Annotated in this window: 13 protein-coding genes; 6 read left to right on the top strand and 7 right to left on the bottom strand. The window is 48.9% G+C overall.

Features of this window, described 5'->3' with window-relative positions; all coding sequences use genetic code 11:
* Positions 1-214: 214 nt before the first annotated feature.
* The 4 genes from GK108_RS23345 to GK108_RS23330 form a co-directional block, all read right to left on the bottom strand.
* The gene (locus GK108_RS23345) at positions 215-1,855 is read right to left on the bottom strand and encodes a M1 family metallopeptidase (RefSeq protein ID WP_163953709.1); all 1,641 of its coding nucleotides are present in this window, start codon (positions 1,853-1,855) and stop codon (positions 215-217) included.
* Between the two features lie 14 nt (positions 1,856-1,869).
* Positions 1,870-3,987: a S9 family peptidase gene (locus tag GK108_RS23340; RefSeq protein WP_163953812.1), complete on the bottom strand. Its 2,118-nt coding sequence runs from the start codon at positions 3,985-3,987 to the stop codon at positions 1,870-1,872.
* Between the two features lie 158 nt (positions 3,988-4,145).
* Entirely contained in the window at positions 4,146-4,472 is a 327-nt protein-coding gene (locus tag GK108_RS23335; protein ID WP_163953707.1) for a heavy metal-binding domain-containing protein, read from the bottom strand.
* Positions 4,473-4,615: 143 nt separating this feature from the next.
* A complete protein-coding gene (locus GK108_RS23330) occupies positions 4,616-7,153 on the bottom strand; it encodes a carboxylesterase family protein (RefSeq protein WP_163953705.1) in 2,538 nt (845 codons plus the stop codon).
* Between the two features lie 323 nt (positions 7,154-7,476).
* Here GK108_RS23330 and GK108_RS23325 point away from each other — a divergent pair, with 323 nt between their 5' ends.
* The 3 genes from GK108_RS23325 to GK108_RS23315 all read left to right on the top strand — a co-directional run bounded on the left by GK108_RS23325 (position 7,477) and on the right by GK108_RS23315 (position 9,486).
* A complete protein-coding gene (locus GK108_RS23325; RefSeq protein WP_163953703.1) occupies positions 7,477-7,974 on the top strand; it encodes a lipocalin-like domain-containing protein in 498 nt (165 codons plus the stop codon).
* 191 nt (positions 7,975-8,165) lie between these two features.
* The gene (locus tag GK108_RS23320) at positions 8,166-8,696 is read left to right on the top strand and encodes a lipocalin-like domain-containing protein (RefSeq protein WP_163953701.1); all 531 of its coding nucleotides are present in this window, start codon (positions 8,166-8,168) and stop codon (positions 8,694-8,696) included.
* 241 nt (positions 8,697-8,937) lie between these two features.
* Positions 8,938-9,486, top strand: a complete 549-nt coding sequence (locus GK108_RS23315) for a lipocalin family protein (RefSeq protein ID WP_163953699.1) — start codon at positions 8,938-8,940, stop codon at positions 9,484-9,486.
* 63 nt (positions 9,487-9,549) lie between these two features.
* Here GK108_RS23315 and GK108_RS23310 read toward each other — a convergent pair whose 3' ends face one another.
* The gene (locus tag GK108_RS23310) at positions 9,550-10,230 is read right to left on the bottom strand and encodes a uracil-DNA glycosylase family protein (protein WP_163953697.1); all 681 of its coding nucleotides are present in this window, start codon (positions 10,228-10,230) and stop codon (positions 9,550-9,552) included.
* A 117-nt stretch (positions 10,231-10,347) separates the two neighbouring features.
* Here GK108_RS23310 and GK108_RS23305 point away from each other — a divergent pair, with 117 nt between their 5' ends.
* The 3 genes from GK108_RS23305 to GK108_RS23295 all read left to right on the top strand — a co-directional run bounded on the left by GK108_RS23305 (position 10,348) and on the right by GK108_RS23295 (position 13,730).
* Entirely contained in the window at positions 10,348-11,223 is an 876-nt protein-coding gene (locus GK108_RS23305; protein WP_163953695.1) for an SMP-30/gluconolactonase/LRE family protein, read from the top strand.
* Between the two features lie 79 nt (positions 11,224-11,302).
* Positions 11,303-12,838, top strand: a complete 1,536-nt coding sequence (locus GK108_RS23300) for an FAD/NAD(P)-binding protein (RefSeq protein WP_163953693.1) — start codon at positions 11,303-11,305, stop codon at positions 12,836-12,838.
* The gene (locus tag GK108_RS23295) at positions 12,810-13,730 is read left to right on the top strand and encodes an AEC family transporter (RefSeq protein WP_163953692.1); all 921 of its coding nucleotides are present in this window, start codon (positions 12,810-12,812) and stop codon (positions 13,728-13,730) included. Before GK108_RS23300 ends, GK108_RS23295 begins: the two co-directional genes overlap by 29 nt.
* 143 nt (positions 13,731-13,873) lie before the next feature.
* Here the strand turns inward: GK108_RS23295 and GK108_RS23290 are convergent, their stop codons facing one another.
* Positions 13,874-14,980 carry a vWA domain-containing protein gene (locus tag GK108_RS23290; RefSeq protein WP_163953690.1) on the bottom strand — a complete coding sequence of 369 codons (1,107 nt, stop codon included), beginning with the start codon at positions 14,978-14,980 and terminating at the stop codon, positions 13,874-13,876.
* A 222-nt stretch (positions 14,981-15,202) separates the two neighbouring features.
* Positions 15,203-17,569, bottom strand: coding sequence for a TonB-dependent siderophore receptor (locus GK108_RS23285; protein ID WP_163953688.1), 2,367 nt, complete (start codon positions 17,567-17,569; stop codon positions 15,203-15,205).
* Positions 17,570-17,607 lie beyond the last annotated feature (38 nt).

Raw genomic sequence — 17,607 nt, 5'->3', positions numbered from 1 at the left:
TTATGAGTGTTGCATACACTCATAAGGTAGTACGGCGATCAATAACTAATTTTGTAATAAGTTGTTGTATGTCAGTTGATTTGTAGCGGATACTTAACTGTTTTTTAACGTAATGGTAGTTTCGTGCCAGGTAGTTTCTACAAAGCCCGTAAACTAAAACATCCCGAAAGAACTGATCTTTCGGGATGTTTTAGTTTACGGGAAATAAGCTTGCCTACAGGCTGCTGGCTGTTTTGCTTAGTACGTAGTAGTTTGCATCGGGCGTCAGGACAGTAACGCCTTTAGCCGACAGGGTCTTCCATTGAGCCGTTGGCGTCAAGAGCTTGTAAGGTCCGGCTTCATCAAGGCAAACCCGGACAGGCATGTTGAAACCAGCCACGCAGTTGGTCCAGCGGTATTGAAGGCCGCCGGCTACCGGGCGATATTCCAGTATCGGAATACGGGTATCGCGCAGATACTGATCAAAAACCGGTTTGAGGTTCAGCCCTGTTTGCTGGATCATATAGGTTTCGATCTGCTGTGTCGTAACGGTCTGGTGATAAAACGTTTTGTTCATACCCCGCAGCAACTGCCGCCATTTTTCATCATCGTTAACCAGTTGCCGGATCATATGCAACATATTACCACCTTTGTAGTACATATCGCCTGATCCTGAGTGGTTTACATTGTAAGTGCCGATAATCGGTTTGTCGTTACGTATATTATTGCGACAACCTATTACGTATTGGGCCCCGGCATCTTTCCCGTAATAATATTCCGTAAACAGGTTTTCGGAGTAGTTGGTGAAACTCTCATGAATCCACATGTCGGCTACGTCCTTATAGGTAATATTGTTCGCAAACCACTCGTGGCCTGATTCATGAACAATAATGAAGTCCCAGAGCAAGCCCCAGCCGGTTTGTGATAGATCTCGGCCCAGATAGCCGTTACGGAATTTATTGCCGTACGTAACGGAACTCTGGTGCTCCATACCCAAGTAAGGCGTCTGAACCAGCTTGTAGCCATCTTCATAAAAGGGATAAGGACCAAACCAGTATTCAAACGCTTTCAGCATTTTACTGACCTGCTTGAACTGCGTTCGGGCCGAATCGATATCGTCGCGAAGGGCATAGAAATCGACAGAAAGTGGGCCTTTTTCACCGGTATAGGTTTCGTTCCAGTGCTCGTATTTGCCGATATTCAGGTTGACGCCGTAGTTATTGATTGGATTCGATACGTACCAGTCATACGTTTGCGTATGATCGGCATTGGTCGTTACCTTCCGCAATCGACCATTTGATACGTCTATTAACCCCTCTGGTACCGTAACGCTGATAGCCATTGAATCGGGCTCATCGTACATGTGATCTTTGCAAGGCCACCAGGCACTGGCTCCGAGTCCCTGACAGGCGGTTGCAATAAACCAATTCCCCGACTTATCGCGCGACCACACCATACCCCCATCCCAGGGCGGACGTCGGGCAATACGTGGCTTCCCAGAATAGTAGACCGTAATGGCTTCGGTTTGTCCGGGTTGCTGAAGCTTCGTCAACGTAACAAAATAGGCATTGCCATCCTGCCGAAATTTGAGCGATTCGCCGTCCTGCTCCACTTTCAGTACCCGAAGCGGTCGCTGCAAGTCGACTTGTAGGGTTTGGCCTGGTTTCAGAACGCGATACCGAATCAGAGTAGAGCCGTTTAAGGTGCTATCAGTAGGCTGAACACGAACCTTTAGATGATAGAAAGCCAGATCCCACCAGGCTCGTTCAGGCGTAATGGAACCACGTAGCGTATCGTCGTGCGTAAATTCATACTGCTGTGCAGCAGCCAGTAATGGCAGCAATAACAGTACGAACAGGATTCTCAGTCGGGTCATAGTCGTGAAGTGGCTTAACGGGGGCCGGGAGGGCAATGCTGTAACAAATAGTTGGTATACAACGTGCGCAGGTGCTCCGACGTACCCTCTCCTTCCGAAATGCTGTGGGTACGATTAGGGTACGGCATAACCTGAAACTGCTTGTTGTATTTTACCAGTTCATTGATCAATACTTCTGCATTGTCGTAATGAACGTTATCGTCGCCGGTTCCGTGAATATACAACAGGTTGCCCCGCAGGTTTTTAGCATACGTAATGGGCGAGCCAGCTACGAAATCTTCGCGATTTTCCTGAGGCAGACCCATGTAACGCTCCTGATAAATATTGTCGTAGAACAACTGATTGCCTACTGCCGCAATCGAAATGCCCGTTTTGTAAATGTCGGGATGTTGAAACAGCAGATGGAGCGTTGTAGAGCCGCCACCGCTCCATCCCCAAACCGCCACCCGGCTTGTGTCGAGGTAGGCGTGTTGCGAAAACAGCTTCTTCGCACCCATCGCCTGATCGCGGATATTAATACGTCCTATTTGCCGGTAAATGGCTTTGCGCCAGGTGGCTCCTTTTAGGTTGGGCGTGCCCCGGTTATCAAGCGCTACGTAGACGTAACCCGCCTTAGCCATATCGCCCAGAAATAAACGGTTTATGCCGACCGAAAACACATCGTTGACGGTGCTGCTGGCCGGTTCGCCGTACACGTAGAAGACAACGGGGTATTTTTTCGTACTATCGAAATCAGTCGGTTTGGCCATCCAGCCATCTAGCGTAATGCCATCGTCGGTTGTCAGTTTGAAAAAGCTGATGTTCGATTTGGCTACTGGGTTTACTCGGGTGGCTATGCTTGCGCTTTCGTTTATGGGTTTATGATCCGGTAAGCTTATCCACTCAAGAACGGGGGGCGTCTGGTAGTTCGTAAACGTATGCATGGCAAACCGGCCATTCGGCGAAATAGTATACCCATGCGTACCCGATAAACCGGCAGGCGTCACGCGTTCGGCTTTGCCTTTGCCATCCAGACGGGTTCTGTATAAATAGCGCTGGTTGGTATTGTCGGGCGATGCGATGAAATAAATCTGGTTGGTTGCCTCGTCGATGCGATTAATCGATGCAATGTCGTAGGCGCCCGGCGTCAGCAACACTTCCTGTTTACCGTCAGTATTGACTCGGTAAATATGACGCCAGCCATCTTTTTCGGATACCCAGATGAAGGCCTTACCACCATTGAGCCATTCCCAGCCAGCGGGACCGTCGGGGTTCCAACGGTCTTTCCCATCGATCCAGGCTTTGTCGGTTTCGGTTGCGATCAAATTGGCCGACCCATTTGCTGGGTTGCAGACAAACAACTTGCTTTCGTTCTGCTTGCGATTCAACTGCTGGACAATGATCGTGTTAGCGGTAGGAAACCACTCCATCCGAACCAGGTAATGCTGCTGTGGATCGCCGGGAATAGCGAGCCAGTTTGTCTTGCCACCCGTTGCTGAAACGATTCCGATGCGGGCGGGCGAAGGGTTTTCGCCAACTTTAGGATACTCGACCGGCACAACGTGCGAATAAATGGAATCGGTCGTATTCAGCATCAGATAGTCCCGGATCTTGGTCGCATCGACCTGCCAGTACGCAATCGATTTACTATCAGGGCTCCAGCGGAAACCATCGCGACAGTCGAATTCTTCTTCGTACGCCCAGTCGAACGTACCGTTTATGCGTTTGCGCGTACCGTCGGTTGTGAGTTGCGTCCGCTGCCCGGTCGCTACGTCTTCGACAAACAGATTATGGTCGCTCACGTACGCTACTTTTTTGCCATCGGGCGAAAATTTGGCATACATAAACGATTGAGCCGGTAACGGGCTGGAACCAGATCCAAGCTGACGAAGCTGTCCTGTTGCCTTATTTAGAAGATAATAGTCGCCCCGCGTGTTGTAGCGCCATACGCGGGCCGTGTTCGTGAAAATAAGTACCTGACTACTATCGGGTGTAAACGCAAAATCGGTGATTGCCAGTGGCTGGTTTGACCCCGACTTCTGGAATTTCTCTTTGGCGATCAGGGCTATTTTTCGTCCAGAACGAATATCTGTTTTAACCAGATTGCCTTGTTCTACAGTTGCGAAGGCATTGCCATCGGTCGACCAGTGTATCTGGCGGCCAGGGATCTGAGCAAAGGAAGAAAACGCAGTAACACTAAGCCAGGCGGTGAAGAGAACCTGGCGAACTGAAAAGGTTGATGAAGTCACAAAAAATGTAGCTGGTTTCGGTTTGCCAGTAAAATTACATGAAATTTGGCAAGCTACCAGTCTCAGCCTTTTTCAACAACAACGGCGGTGCCATTGGCGCTAACCATGAGCATGGCCCCATTGCTACCGATAGTCTGGTAGTCGAGGTCGACGCCGATGATGGCCGTGGCGCCAAGCCGGGTCGCCTGATCGATCATTTCTTTGATAGCAATGCTTTTCGCTTCGCGAAGCGCCTGAACATAGGCACCGTTGTGACCTCCCACTACATCCCGGATGCTGGTAAAAAAGTCTTTGACAAGATTTGCCCCAATAATGGCTTCACCATTGACCAGACCAACGTATTTCGAAATGTGTTTACCTTCAATATTGGAAGTGGTAGTTATAAGCATGAAAAGATTCTAGTGTTATGAAATCGTAAGGTTAGTGGTTACCAATGGCTGCAAATTAGTTGTTCCCGACTATATGAATGTATAAAAATAGGTCATTTGGCAAAACAACCGTATTAACGGTACGTGTAGTAGAGAAATGGCAACTATTCGTTGGTAACTACGTTCGTTCCGACTACGTTCCATGCATTGTCGAAGAAGCCTGCTGCTTGCACTCCCTGGCTGCCCTTCTGCAGCATGTCTAGCCCAAAAATCATGAAATCGGGAAAACCGCTTGCTCCCGCAAAATATTGATTAGCCGAAGCGGCTTTCATCCCGGCCAACCCCGTTCCGCCAATAACGGCCACCGATGCAACAGGGGAGTCTCTAATAGGCCAGACAAAATATGTAGCCAGGTCCCCGCCTTTCCAGGACTGATTGCCCATCCGAATCAAATTGCGTTCGACCTGAATCGGACAGTCGGCCAGGAGTACCTTCCAGGCCGCGTTAGACGTAGCATTGCCGATCAAAATGACGCCACGGTTGGCATATTTTTGTAACGAAAAATCGGTGTCGGCAATAATATCTACCGCACCATTGCCCCGGTAATACCAGGTTTCGGCATCGAATCGTGCTTTCTGTAGGCTCCACTCGTTTTCTTCTTTGCTGCCCTGTGTGCTATACACAAAAACCATTCGGTGATTAAAGGCATCTTTGAACGTACCGTACCGATGCGGCCCTTTCTCCCGCACAGTAGGCTTTTGGGCTATCTGCCATTGATTATTTTCCCGGCGCAAAAACAAGCTGTCGTTGGCGCTTTGGGTAGTGTAACGGATCGGAGTCGTGTCGTCGAGCGTAATGTTGACTGCGGCATTTTCCCCAAAGTCGGCCAGCTTGAGTTTCAACAACTGCACATTCTCCGTTTTGCCCGAAAGCGTTTTGGTACTCCGATTCAGTCGGATTCGGCTATACTGCAACGGCTGGTTTTGCTGTTCGATAGAGGCCCAGTAGTACGAAGACGAAATGCCCGGATTGGCTGTCATGAAATCAATGGAATTGACCGTTGAATCGGCCGGGCGCTTGTGCCACTTGAAAAAATCGAACAACGGTTTCCAGTCAACACTATGATTGCCGAACCAATGTTCGCCATTGGGATATTCGTAGTAGCTCAGATCACTATGAAAATCGCCCAGTAATTTGCGCATTTGCCGGGCGTAGGTAACCGGTACGGTTTTGTCTGCGTCGCCGTGAAATACGTAAACGCCCAGTGGCTTGTAGTTGCTGACCAATTTCAATACGTCGCTCTGATTGCCGGAACGTAGCAAAAGTCGTTCAACGGGAACCGAACTGCTATCCGGAATAACGCCATCGGCCGACCCGTATTCCTTGAGTGTCGGATAGCCCGCGCAGGGAGCAATAGCCGCCCATTTGTCGGGATACGTAGCACCGAGGAACCAACTGCCGTGTCCACCCATCGAGTGACCTGTCAGGTAGATATGTTGCGGATTCGGTTTGAATTTGTCTTTAGCAATAGACAGGACTTCGAGTGCATCGATGCGTCCCCAATCTTCCCAGTTGAAACCACGTGGTCGCCGATTGGTGGCGGCTACCAGCGTTCCCCAGTCTTTAGGTTTATAGGCTCTGGCCTGACCAATGGCTTCTACGCCTGCTCCGTGAACCGACAGGAACAGTGCCGAATTAGACGTAGCGGGAGACGATTGCGGAGTTACGGCGTAGTACTGAAGGCTTCCGTCGATAGCGCTGACGAACGTATTACTGTAAGAGGCACCAGGCGCTACTACGTCTAGTGTTATGGTATTCTCGTCGATTGGTTTCCCGTTTTTGAGCAATGTTAAGGCGCAGTTCACTTTACCTGGTGTTGTTGCGGCACTGCCATCAACCGTAAACGGTACTTTACGTAACGATAAGGCTGGAATAGCGGGTAGAGAAGAAAGAACTTCTTTGCCTTGTACCACGCTCCTGATCGTCAAATCAGTTAAGGGTTTGGCGGAAGTGTTGATAACCACAACAGCTCCCTGCAAAGCCGAGTTAGGGCCACCCAAACTAATGCCTGGAATAGTTGGGTCGTCTACATGTAGCAAAACGGGTTTCGTCGGAAACGTCAGGCTGGCGGTGATGGACAGGCCGCGAACATAAAATTCATTCAGCCCTTTGTTCAACTGTATAGGGAGCGACAGAAAGCCCATGCTGTAGGCATCGCCCATGTGCAGTTCGCCGTTCACGTACACATGACTATTGCCCTTGATATTGAGAATCGCGGTTTGCGCTTTTGGAGATGAATACGTCAGGTAAATATAGCCGCCCCCATTCCCGATGCCGTTGCGAATGCTACCGGGCGAAATTCCAGGGCCCGCCGGACCACCGGCGCCCATTCGAAAGCCATTTCTTGGCCGTATTCTATTTAGACTGTCGGCGGTTACGGTCTGCCATGTAATGTCCTGACCTTGTGCGTTCTGCCCAAATACAGCGCCTTCGATGGGTTTTTTCAGCGTGTTTGTATATAACTGATAGGCCAACGGGTCCATATAAATGGCCTCCCGTCCGTATCGGCTGCCCGTTAGAGCCAGCAACCCTTTGGTAAACTGATAACTGGCGGGCTTTGATGACGCGGGTGAATTGACTTGAGCGCTGGATAGCTGGGAGAGAGAAAAGAGCAGGCTGATGATACCTAAAAAGCGGACCATGTTTGCTGAATGAGGTGAACGTAGCATTGAGGAATTAGTCGTAATACTACAATCGGCAGCGAGGTTTTACAAGTGCTGGCGTACTACGCTACCAGAACGCCCTGATAGCAAAGGGTTTATTTTTTGCGGTTGTGAGCGCTCCGTATGCTCTCTGATAAAAGCTACGGGTAGTCTGAAGGGCAAAACTGGCAATTCAGTCAGCGCTTATGACACTTCGTTAAATGCTTTTTACTGTTCATCCCGATTGCCCGTGTGAGCCTGTATGTGGCCCTATACTTTTGTGTCAGTCAAAGGAACTCAATCATTCTATAAACACAAATCTAATGAAACTAGGTCGTATACTCATTTGGGCATTTGTAGTGGCAATGCCATTCTGGATGAGCAGTTGTAAAAAAGAAAACGGTGGCGACGTACTGACACCGAACGGAGTAGAAGGAAGCTGGAAAGTATCGGGTATCCAGCTGAAAATGGGTAACCAGACTCAGGATTACCTGGCTCTCATTAAGCAATATCTTGGCGAAGAAGTAATAGCTTGTCTAACCGACTCTAAAATTACATTCAACAGTAACAGTAAAGTAACGGGTGTTGCCTCTCCAAAATGTCAGTCGGCTGGTGCTGACGATCTGAGTCCGGCGTCCGATAACTCTACCTGGAAAGTAAATGGCAATAAACTGACCATTACTGACAGCGACGGAGCTCAAACGTACGATCTGGTTGTTAGTGGAAACACAATGACCTGGAGCATTAACGAGCAGGACGATTTGGATGGCGACGGCGTAATCGACAATTACACTACAATCATCGAATTTAAGCGTGCATAAGTAGTATTCTCTCATCCGGTTGAGGCAGCCTATTGAAAAATGGGCTGCCTTTTTTGCTGGTAAACGTAGCGAAACAGGACCGTTTACGAACCGATTAGACCGTTTACTCAACGATTGGAATAGGGAAAGTAGGCTATTGATGACTTTTGATCTCGAATCCTATTTGTTCATATTTTTCACAATAGCGCTTTATGAAAAGAAGTTATTTCTCCCGATCGCTCGCCTGGGTTTTTATTGCGGTAATGCCTTTCTGGTTTGGAAGCTGTTCCAAAAAAGATGACGCTGTTGCACCGTCTACTTCCGCTATTGAAGGCAATTGGCGTATATCAGGTTATAAGGTTGATCCGGCCATAGATTTTTTGGGAAATGGTCAAAAAAGCAATGATTTACTGGCTGCGCTAAAATCACTGCCAGGTGGCCTTGGAAATGATGCCGTTGAGTGTTTGACGACTACGGTCGTTACATTTAACAGTAACGGTAAAATTACCGGCAAGGCGGGTAACAAATGTGATACGTCTGATGATATGAACCCGATTGAAGAAAATTCGAGCTGGCGGTTGGATGGCAACAAACTAACGATTACCAGCGGTTCCGACGTAACAACGTATGACGTCGTAGTAAGTGGTAATACGTTGAAATTGTCAGCTAAGGAAACCGATGATTTGGATGGCGATGGCAAAGATGAAACCTACACCATGACGCTGGAAATGACCAAAGCATAAATCAATAATGCTACGTCATTCACGACCGCCCACTACTGGTGGACGGTCTTTTTTTATGCCTTCCGGCAAATAGAAACGCTAAGCTTTTAGACATGGGAAAGGTTTGTACCAGAATGAATTGACCGGTTGCCAGCGTATGGGTAGATAGGTCTGCCGTTTACTAAATACAAGGAATCGTATGACTGGCTTTGGCCTTTATGCTTCATTTTTGGCTTTTAATACGACCTATTCTATAAAGCGAATGAAGAAAAGAGATCACTACCGTTTACTAAGCTGGGCTTTGCTGATAGCCCTGCCCTTGTGGCTTAGTAATTGTACGAAAGAAACCAACAGACCGGCGGTTGTTCCGGGCTCCATTGAGGGAAGCTGGAAAATAGCCAGCATGACTGTTAATCCAGCTGTTGAGACGAATTACTTTGGTAAGATCGATGATTTTTATCAATTGCTGGTCAATCTTGGCGCCGAATCATGCTTACAAGAGCTAACATTTACCTTTGATAGTAACGGTACGGCATCGGCGCTTAATCCCATCTCCTGCCAGGAAGGGGATGATAGCATTGATGGCAAAGAGCGTATCGATGAAATCAACGAGATTACACCAATCGCTGACGAAGCACAATGGTCAATGAAGGGTAATAAGCTGACGATAATAGAGTCTGACGGCTCGGTAGAAACCTACGACACCGTTGTTCATGGGAATACCGTTACCTTAAGCTCCCAGAAAGATATAGAGGGTGTAAACGGAGATATGGTTCAGACAACCATGACAATGGTTCTGACACGAACGTAGTACTGCCTCTACATCTGTCCTGAATTGTTGATTGTTCGATCGGCCTGAATACAGGCCGATTTTTTATTGGCTTTCCAGACAGTCATGTAACGTAGCAATATAGGTGTCCAGATACTGGTCAACATCTTTGGTTTTATACTGCAAAATATAGCGGGGGTGGTCGAGCGTAACGATACGGTCAAAAAAGCCCTGCTGCTTGTTGAGTCGCTGGAGATAGGTTTCGTTTTTTCGCCCCAGACAAACGGCTACACGTCTGTCACCGCCAAACGCAAGCTGGGTCCGAACGGTATTGGTAATAGCAGGCCAAAGAGCTTCGGTCGTTAGGCGATCGTCGTAGAAGTTGTAATTTTTCCCACCTTTTGTTAGCGCCAGCGGAAATAATGAGGTCAGAAAAAAACGGCTATAAAAGTCCCTGGCACCACCAAACGCTTCCACAATCTGGTAAATAAACCGGCTCGACAATTCAGGTGTATCGCGCAGGTCGTTGTCGATACCGCAATACCGGCGCAGATTCTGAGGTGTCGTAAAGGAAATGCCCGTTACGCCCGCACCGAACCGGCCTGGATTAATTCCCAGCACAAACACACGCGGTCGGTTATCATTAAAAAAGCGTGTGTAAAACTCCTCAACAATGGCTTTCACCGGTGGCTCCTGATAGGGATTCAGTACGTCGACGGTAGGAGGCAGGTTGGTCGGTGCGGCAAGGGAGTTGTAATAGGCAATGGCGTTGTCAGAAAATGTCATAGAGGGCAGGGGTTGTTAGCTTTTCAGGACACATGAACCCGTTTATTTATAAACAAGCGGTTGGCGGTGGCGGTTCTTTTTTCAGGACATGATACAATAACCCTTATTGCAAAAACTATGGCTCAATCTGAACAGGAGGTTTTTACTGCTTTCGATACAACCAATCTCATAGCGCCCGGCGCTACGTTAATCCGCGTATCCAATCAGTTTAGTTTTACCGAAGGCCCTGCCGTGGACGAAGCAGGTAATGTGTTTTTTACCGATCAGCCAAACGACAGGATTTGGCGGTATAGCACTGATGGTACGTTGTCGGTATTCAAGGAGAAGGCTGGACGCTCGAACGGAATGTATTTCGATCCGTCCGGTAACTTAGTAACCTGCGCCGACGAAAACAACGAAATCTGGTCGATCAGCCCGCAGGGAGACGTAACGGTGCTAATGACCGATCATAAGGGGAGTCGACTCAACGGGCCCAACGATCTCTGGGTCGATGCAACGGGTAATATCTATTTTACCGATCCGTATTACGAACGGGATTACTGGAAACATGATGGGCCCGACATCGATGGGGAACATCTGTATTTTCTGCCCTATGGATCGTCGCAGCCCGAAAAGATCGATACCGATTACGTAAAGCCCAATGGTATTATTGGCACTCCTGATGGACAGCGCCTTTACGTGGCCGATATTGACGATGACAAAACGTATCGGTACGACATAAATCCTGATGCGAGTCTGAGCAACCGCCAACTGTTTGTCGAACAGGGTTCCGACGGCATGATTCTCGACGAACGTGGTAACCTATATCTGACCGGGGGCGACGGCGTAACGGTCTATAGCGCGGCTGGCGAAAAAATAGCCCAGATACCGGTCGACGAAGACTGGACAGGTAATATCTGCTTTGGTGGAGCAGACCGACGGATGCTGTTTATTACGGCATCGGAATCGATTTATACCTTACAAATGCAGGTAGCAGGGGCTAAAAAACCATAACAATAGCATTAAAAAGAGGTTAAAGAAGCAGGATCATTGCGGATCATCTTGATTCGATTACCCTGCTTCTTTACGAAAAATGGACCAGCGAACGATTGCAATTGTAGGAGGGGGAGCCTGTGGGACGGCTACGTTCATTCACCTCGTGTTGAAACTAATAGTGGCTCCCGAGCCGGAGCCGGTGTCGTTTGCTCTTATCGAGAAACGGGAAGAAATAGGGCCGGGGCTGGCTTACGATACAGGCCAGAAAGGGCATCTGCTCAATACGTCGGCTGGGTTGATGGGTATATTCGCTCACGAACAAAACCACTTCGTTGACTGGATGGCTAAACACCGTGAGTTAATCGATGCTGAATACCCCGGCATCGCGACTGATGAGCATAGTTATCCGCCCCGCGAACTCTATGGAACATATCTCAAAGAGATAGTCAACGAATACGTTGAACTGGCCCGTCAACACGGCATGACCGTCAATCTGTATCATGAGCTGGCAGTTGATGCTACCATCACTGAAGAGGGCGCTACCGTCGTTCTCGAATCAGGGCGTACTATTGAGGCTGATGTACTGGTACTGGCAACGGGAACGCCCAAGTCCAATAACTTTAACGAGTTGGAAGACTCGCCCCATTATCTGGATTCGCCCTGGCCCGCTGGTCGCATTCTGAATACAATTACGGACAAAGATGCGTCGGTGTGCGTACTGGGAGCTAGTCTGACAGCTATCGATGCCATTATTACACTCATCAATAATGGTCACCAAGGCCCCATTAAATTGTATTCGAAAGATGGGCTGCTTCCCCGCGTACAATCGCCGGAAGAAGTTCCGTTCGATCGGCAAGTACTGACCATCGGGAATGTTCGGCGGATTATGAGGGAACAGAAGCGGGCGTTACGGGCCAGCGACTTATTTCGGTTGTTTCGGGAAGAAGTCGAGCGAATACGAGGTCCGCTGGACTGGAAGCAGTTTCGGCGAGTCGGTAAATCGCAGCTCGATCTGTTGACTGACGATATTGAGCAGGCACTTCAGGGTGATAGCATTTTTCAGAATATTCTTTACTCGACTCGTTACAGTTCGTTTGCTATCTGGCAATTACTACCGCAGGATGAGCGAATCCGGTTCTCAAAATGGCTTAAGCCTTATTCCGACATTAACCGACACGCTATTCCGCTCAAAAATGCCTACATACTCCGCGATTTGCTGGCGTCAGGCCAGGTAACCGTTACGGCCTATTCGGATCAAATAACCTGGGACGATACGAGCGAGTGTTTTACGATGACGACGGAAAAAGGATTTACCGATCAGGCCGATTATGTGATTAATGCAACCGGACCGGCGATCAAAGCCGAAAAAATGCTGGTGCCCGTTCTGGAGCAGCTACTGGCCAAAAAACAGCTGGTTCCCTGCGAAGCGGGCGGGGTACAAGCCGACGTCAATACCATGCAGCTCTACGTACCTAATCTGGGCGATGCGCCTGCTTATGGGATTGGACACCTGCTCGTTGGTGAGTTGTTCGATACCAACTCGGTTTGGTTTAATGTTGCCCGAATCGATCCACTAACGCAATCGATTATCAAACGAATCCAGCATGAACGTACTGAACGAGTTGCTTACTAGTGTTGTACCGCTGTACGGTTTTATCATACTTGGGTACGTTGCCAGTCGGTGGCTCGGTCTGAAAAGCAAACCTATTTCGAAGTTGCTGCTGTATGTTCTGATTCCGCTGGTTATTTTCGATAATATCCTGAAGGCCGAACCGGCTCAGCTGGCAACGGCTATGTCGATTATTTTTCTGTTGGCTGCACTCATGAATCTGCCAGCTCAGCTAGCCGGACGATTAGGTGGCGACATCAATCAGGATTTGCTACGTTGTTCTTTTTCGTACTTCAACATCGGCTGGTTTGGAATTCCGGTTGTAATGGCTCTATTCGGCGAAGAGAAGATGCCATTGATAATCAGTGCTTACATGGGGAACGTACTGTACGGCGATACCGTAGGCTACTACCTGATTTCGCGCAGTAAAGACATGGGCGTTGGTGATTCGATCAAGAATGTCCTGAAAATTCCGGCTATTTACGCCTTGTTGGCCGCCATCATTGCCAACGCCTATGGTTTCAAAATGCCCGAGTCGCTGGAACCAGTCACGAAAGGCGTAAGCTGGACGTTGTCGGCGCTGGGTATGACCATTATTGGTATCACACTAACGTCGGTTGATGTGAAGAAGGTCGATTATCGCTTGTTCAGCAAATTAATGGCCGTGCGCTACGTAGCAGCGGCTGTCATACTGGGAGCGCTGGTCTGGCTGGAATCTGTGCTGATTGGACAATTAGAAGGCGATGAACAAAAATTGATGCTACTTATGGCATCATTCCCGATTGCGGCTAACCTGGTTGTGTTTGCCACCTTTATCGACACCGAAACGGAAAACGCGTCGATCCTGGTCACCTTTTCATCGGTTATTTCGTTATTTCTCGTCCCGGCTGCCTGTCTGCTACTTTTTCAGTCGTGATCAGAACCAGATTGCCTGATAACTAAACGATATTTTTTGTCATCCCGACGGCAGGAGGGATCTTCGGTAGAAAAAAGAAACGTTGGACATCGAAGATCCCTCCTGCCGTCGGGATGACAAAAAACTAGTACTACTCGTACTATTTACCCCTTAATATTCTTCCGGCGGTTGCGCTGAAAATCTTCAAACATCATATTCCCCAGGCCTTGCAATCCGCTGTAGTACGCGCGGCCATTATTGACCTTCGTAAATTCCTGTACGAATTGCTTCAGATAAGGATCGGAGGCAATCATAAACGTAGTGATCGGAATTTCCAGACGACGGCATTGAGCGGCTAGCGTAAGCGTTTTGCTGACAACCTTCCGGTCAAGGCCAAACGAGTTCTTATAGTACTTGATGCCTTCTTTCAAACAGGTCGGTTTTCCGTCGGTGATCATGAAAATCTGTTTGTTCTTATTCTTCCGCCGACGTAGCAAATCCATAGCCAGTTCGAGTCCTGCCACCGTATTGGTATGATACGGACCGACTTCCAGATAGGGAAGTTCTTTGGCCTGTATCTGCCAGGCATCATTACCGAATACGACAATGTCGAGCGTATCTTTCGGATACTTCTGTTTCACCAGTTCGACCAGTGCCAGCGCCACTTTCTTGGCGGGCGTAATGCGGTCTTCGCCGTACAGAATCATAGAATGGCTGATGTCGATCATCAGCACCGTCGACGTCTGCGTTTTCTGCTCTTTCTCCGTTACTTCCAGATCCCGTTCCATAAGCCGAAAATCGTCGACACCGCTATTGATTTGGGCGTTTTTAATGGACTCGGTCATCGAGATTTGCTCCAGCGTATCGCCAAACTGATAGGTACGAAGGTCGCTGCTCAGTTCATCCCCGGACCCCGAATAGGGCGTGTTGTGATTGCCGCCCGATTTTGAGCGTTTCAACTTCCCGAATATTTCGTCCAGGGCCGACCGTCGGATGGTCTGCTCACTTTTCGGGGTCATCACAATACGTCCTTCCTGGTTATCTTCGGTCAGATACCCTTTCTCTTTGAGGTCATCGAAGAAATTACCGATCCCGTATTTGTCGTCGGTCAGGCCGTATTGACGATCGAGCTGGTTCATCCACGACATCGCCTGCTCCACATCGCCCGAGGTTAGCAGCAGAAGTTGCTGAAAAATATTAAGCAGCTTGTCGAAGTTGCTGCCTTCTTTCTGCTCGGGCGGAATATAATTTGAGAACTGAAAGCCTTTCATAGGTTAATGAGTGGTTGACTGAAATGTCGGTACGTTGAATCGTAAATAGCCATGAACACTGTATCGAGAGAACAGAACGTTTTCCGGATTTGTTCAGCACTGTCCATACTGACTGCTACGTAACAACTATCCCGAAGTCGAAACATGTATAAAGATACAAAAGTCGCGCTATTGACCGGTTGCCAATGAGCGCGACTTCTATAAAAAAGGAAGGTAATCCGACTAGAATCGATAGCTTACACCAATGCGCGAGTTTCGGCCTGGTTCAGCCTGCCAGTAGTAGAATGACAGATACGGTGAGCCTGAATACAAATAAGCGTCCGTTAGATTAAATACGTTGGCAGTAACCCGGAACCGATCCTGTTCCCAGAACAAACCGCCGTCGAGTTTGAAGTAATCGGGCAACGCTTGCTGACCCGTTGCGCCAGTCCAGGCCCAGGTGGTACGTTCGCCCTGATACGTGAAGCCCAGCGATGCGCCAAAACCACGTAGTGCGCCTTGTTGAACCCGATAGCTTAACCAGGCATTGGCATTGTGCTTGGCATAGCCCGGCACTTTGTTACCTACCAGCGATTCGGTTGCCGAACGAGAAATTTTGGAATCCGTAAGCGCATAGTTGGCAACCAGGTTCAGACCGCGAACAATTTCGCCCCGCAGGTCAAATTCAAGACCCTGGGTTTTAGTCTGCCCAAACTGAATAATATATTGCTCTCCGGCGGTGTTGGTGGGGTCGGCGGAACTCTGGTTGTTTTGCAGAATGCTATACAGCGTAAGCGTTGTACTCCAGCGGCCATCAAACCAGTCGCGTTTCAGACCAATTTCCCGGTTGTTACCCGTTACTGGTTTGACCTCGCCACCATCGCGCCGAATACCTGTTTGTGGTACGAAAGACTGATCGTATAGAGCGTATATGGACGTCTGTGGGTCGATTGAGAAACTCAATCCTACGCGTGGCGTAAAGCGTTTGCCATTCGTGACGGTGCCGTACGAATTATCTCTAACGTCGGTGTAACGGCCAGCCAGTGTCAGGCGGATGCGGTTATTAAGGAAACCCAGTTCATCCTGCAAATAGGCACCCGTGTAGGATTGCATGAGTACACCATAAGGCCCCGCCCGTTGAACAAGGGGGCGGCTCCGGTCAAAAGAGCGGAAACCATAATAGGGCGTTGCCGCCCGGTTGGCGCTATAAATATTAAATGAACCTACTGTGTCCAGATCAAATGCCTGATTCCAGTCGGCCATGTATTCTTTGTTGCCCAGGTCCAGACCAGCCAGTACGCGATGTTGGATACCGCCCGTCTGTGCTGTTCCATTGACATAGACCTGCCCGAATTTCATGATGTTCGATGCGTCCCAGATACTGACATTGCGGATAATATCGCCGTTAGGGTTTACCGAATTTACCCACATCGAACTGCCTACTTGCTGGTAGTTGAAATAAGAACCCTGTGCCGTGATTTTCCAGTCTGAGTTGATCTGATGCTGAATATTTACGGTCAGGTTGTGGTCGTTGATGGTGGTTGGATCAAGGCCGCGCTCGGCAAAGGTGTAGTCGCGGGGTAGCGTTGCATAGCCACGGGTATCGAACAGGTAGTAGCTGCCTACGTTCGACATCTTCGAATACTGGTAAATGTATTCGGCTGTGAGCGTAGTACGATCGTTCAAACGATAACTGATGACGGGAGCTATACTGTAGCGATTGTTGAATTCATTGGGACGGAAGGAGTTCTTCGTCTGCCCCATTGCATTGAAGCGATAGAGCAATCGGCCGTCAGCACTAAGTTTGCCATCCAGATCAAGCGTGGCCCGGTAGAAGTCATAGCTACCCAGAATCAGACTGGCTTCGCCTTTCGTGACTCCCGTTGGCCGTTTTGTCACTACGTTATAAATCCCCGTCGGGTCGCCGTTCGACATCATGAAGCCAGCTGGGCCTTTCACAAACTCAATATGATCGACAAAGCTCATGTCTTCGTTCAAGGGTCCCCAGCTAGAGGTAATGTTCATGCCATTACGGAACGCTGATAGTCGCCCACCCCGGGCATTGACCCGCGAATACATGTCGCCCCAGTGTTCGAGTTTGGTGGCTCCGCTGATATTGCGGATTACGCCGTCGCTCATGCTGGTTACCAACTGATCGGACAGTACTTTGCTGGTGATAACCTGAATGTTCTGCGGAATTTCGACAATAGGAGCGGCCAGACGTAGCGACGATGATATGTTAGGATCGGTGTATTTGCCTCGCCCGGCTGTTACCATCACCTCCTGGAGTTGATTCGTATTCTCATTTAGCGAAATAACGGCTACATCAGTAACCTGACCGGCCTGTACGCTGATAGCCTGCTCCCGCGTTTCCAGGCCAATCAGGGAAATTTGAAGCGTGTACTCTCCAGTTTTAATGTTTTTCAATTCATACGTGCCCTCGTCTGTTGACAGCGTACCATAACGAGTGCCTTTCAGATGTACCGTAACTGATTCTACTGGATTACCGTCAGCTGATGTAATCTTGCCACGAATGCCACCAGTTTGAGCAAGCGCGATACCGCTGCCAAGACAGAGACACCAAAGCAGCAGATGTATTTTTCTCTTCATAGTTGTATTTGGAATCGGCTGCAAAAGTAGGAAACATT

Origin of the sequence: Spirosoma terrae, from assembly GCF_010435915.1 — a bacterium.
Taxonomy (GTDB): Bacteria; Bacteroidota; Bacteroidia; order Cytophagales; family Spirosomataceae; genus Spirosoma; species Spirosoma terrae.
The sequence above is the reverse complement of the archived record's forward strand: the minus strand, read 5'-3'. Positions and strand labels throughout refer to the sequence as shown.

Coding starts and splice junctions, on each gene's coding strand:
- GK108_RS23295 (WP_163953692.1), top strand. CDS start 12,810: ATGAACGTACTGAACGAGTTGCTTACTAGTGTTGTACCGCTGTACGGT.
- GK108_RS23315 (WP_163953699.1), top strand. CDS start 8,938: ATGAAGAAAAGAGATCACTACCGTTTACTAAGCTGGGCTTTGCTGATA.
- GK108_RS23305 (WP_163953695.1), top strand. CDS start 10,348: ATGGCTCAATCTGAACAGGAGGTTTTTACTGCTTTCGATACAACCAAT.
- GK108_RS23335 (WP_163953707.1), bottom strand. CDS start 4,472: ATGCTTATAACTACCACTTCCAATATTGAAGGTAAACACATTTCGAAA.
- GK108_RS23290 (WP_163953690.1), bottom strand. CDS start 14,980: ATGAAAGGCTTTCAGTTCTCAAATTATATTCCGCCCGAGCAGAAAGAA.
- GK108_RS23345 (WP_163953709.1), bottom strand. CDS start 1,855: ATGACCCGACTGAGAATCCTGTTCGTACTGTTATTGCTGCCATTACTG.
- GK108_RS23300 (WP_163953693.1), top strand. CDS start 11,303: ATGGACCAGCGAACGATTGCAATTGTAGGAGGGGGAGCCTGTGGGACG.
- GK108_RS23330 (WP_163953705.1), bottom strand. CDS start 7,153: ATGGTCCGCTTTTTAGGTATCATCAGCCTGCTCTTTTCTCTCTCCCAG.
- GK108_RS23310 (WP_163953697.1), bottom strand. CDS start 10,230: ATGACATTTTCTGACAACGCCATTGCCTATTACAACTCCCTTGCCGCA.
- GK108_RS23285 (WP_163953688.1), bottom strand. CDS start 17,569: ATGAAGAGAAAAATACATCTGCTGCTTTGGTGTCTCTGTCTTGGCAGC.
- GK108_RS23325 (WP_163953703.1), top strand. CDS start 7,477: ATGAAACTAGGTCGTATACTCATTTGGGCATTTGTAGTGGCAATGCCA.
- GK108_RS23320 (WP_163953701.1), top strand. CDS start 8,166: ATGAAAAGAAGTTATTTCTCCCGATCGCTCGCCTGGGTTTTTATTGCG.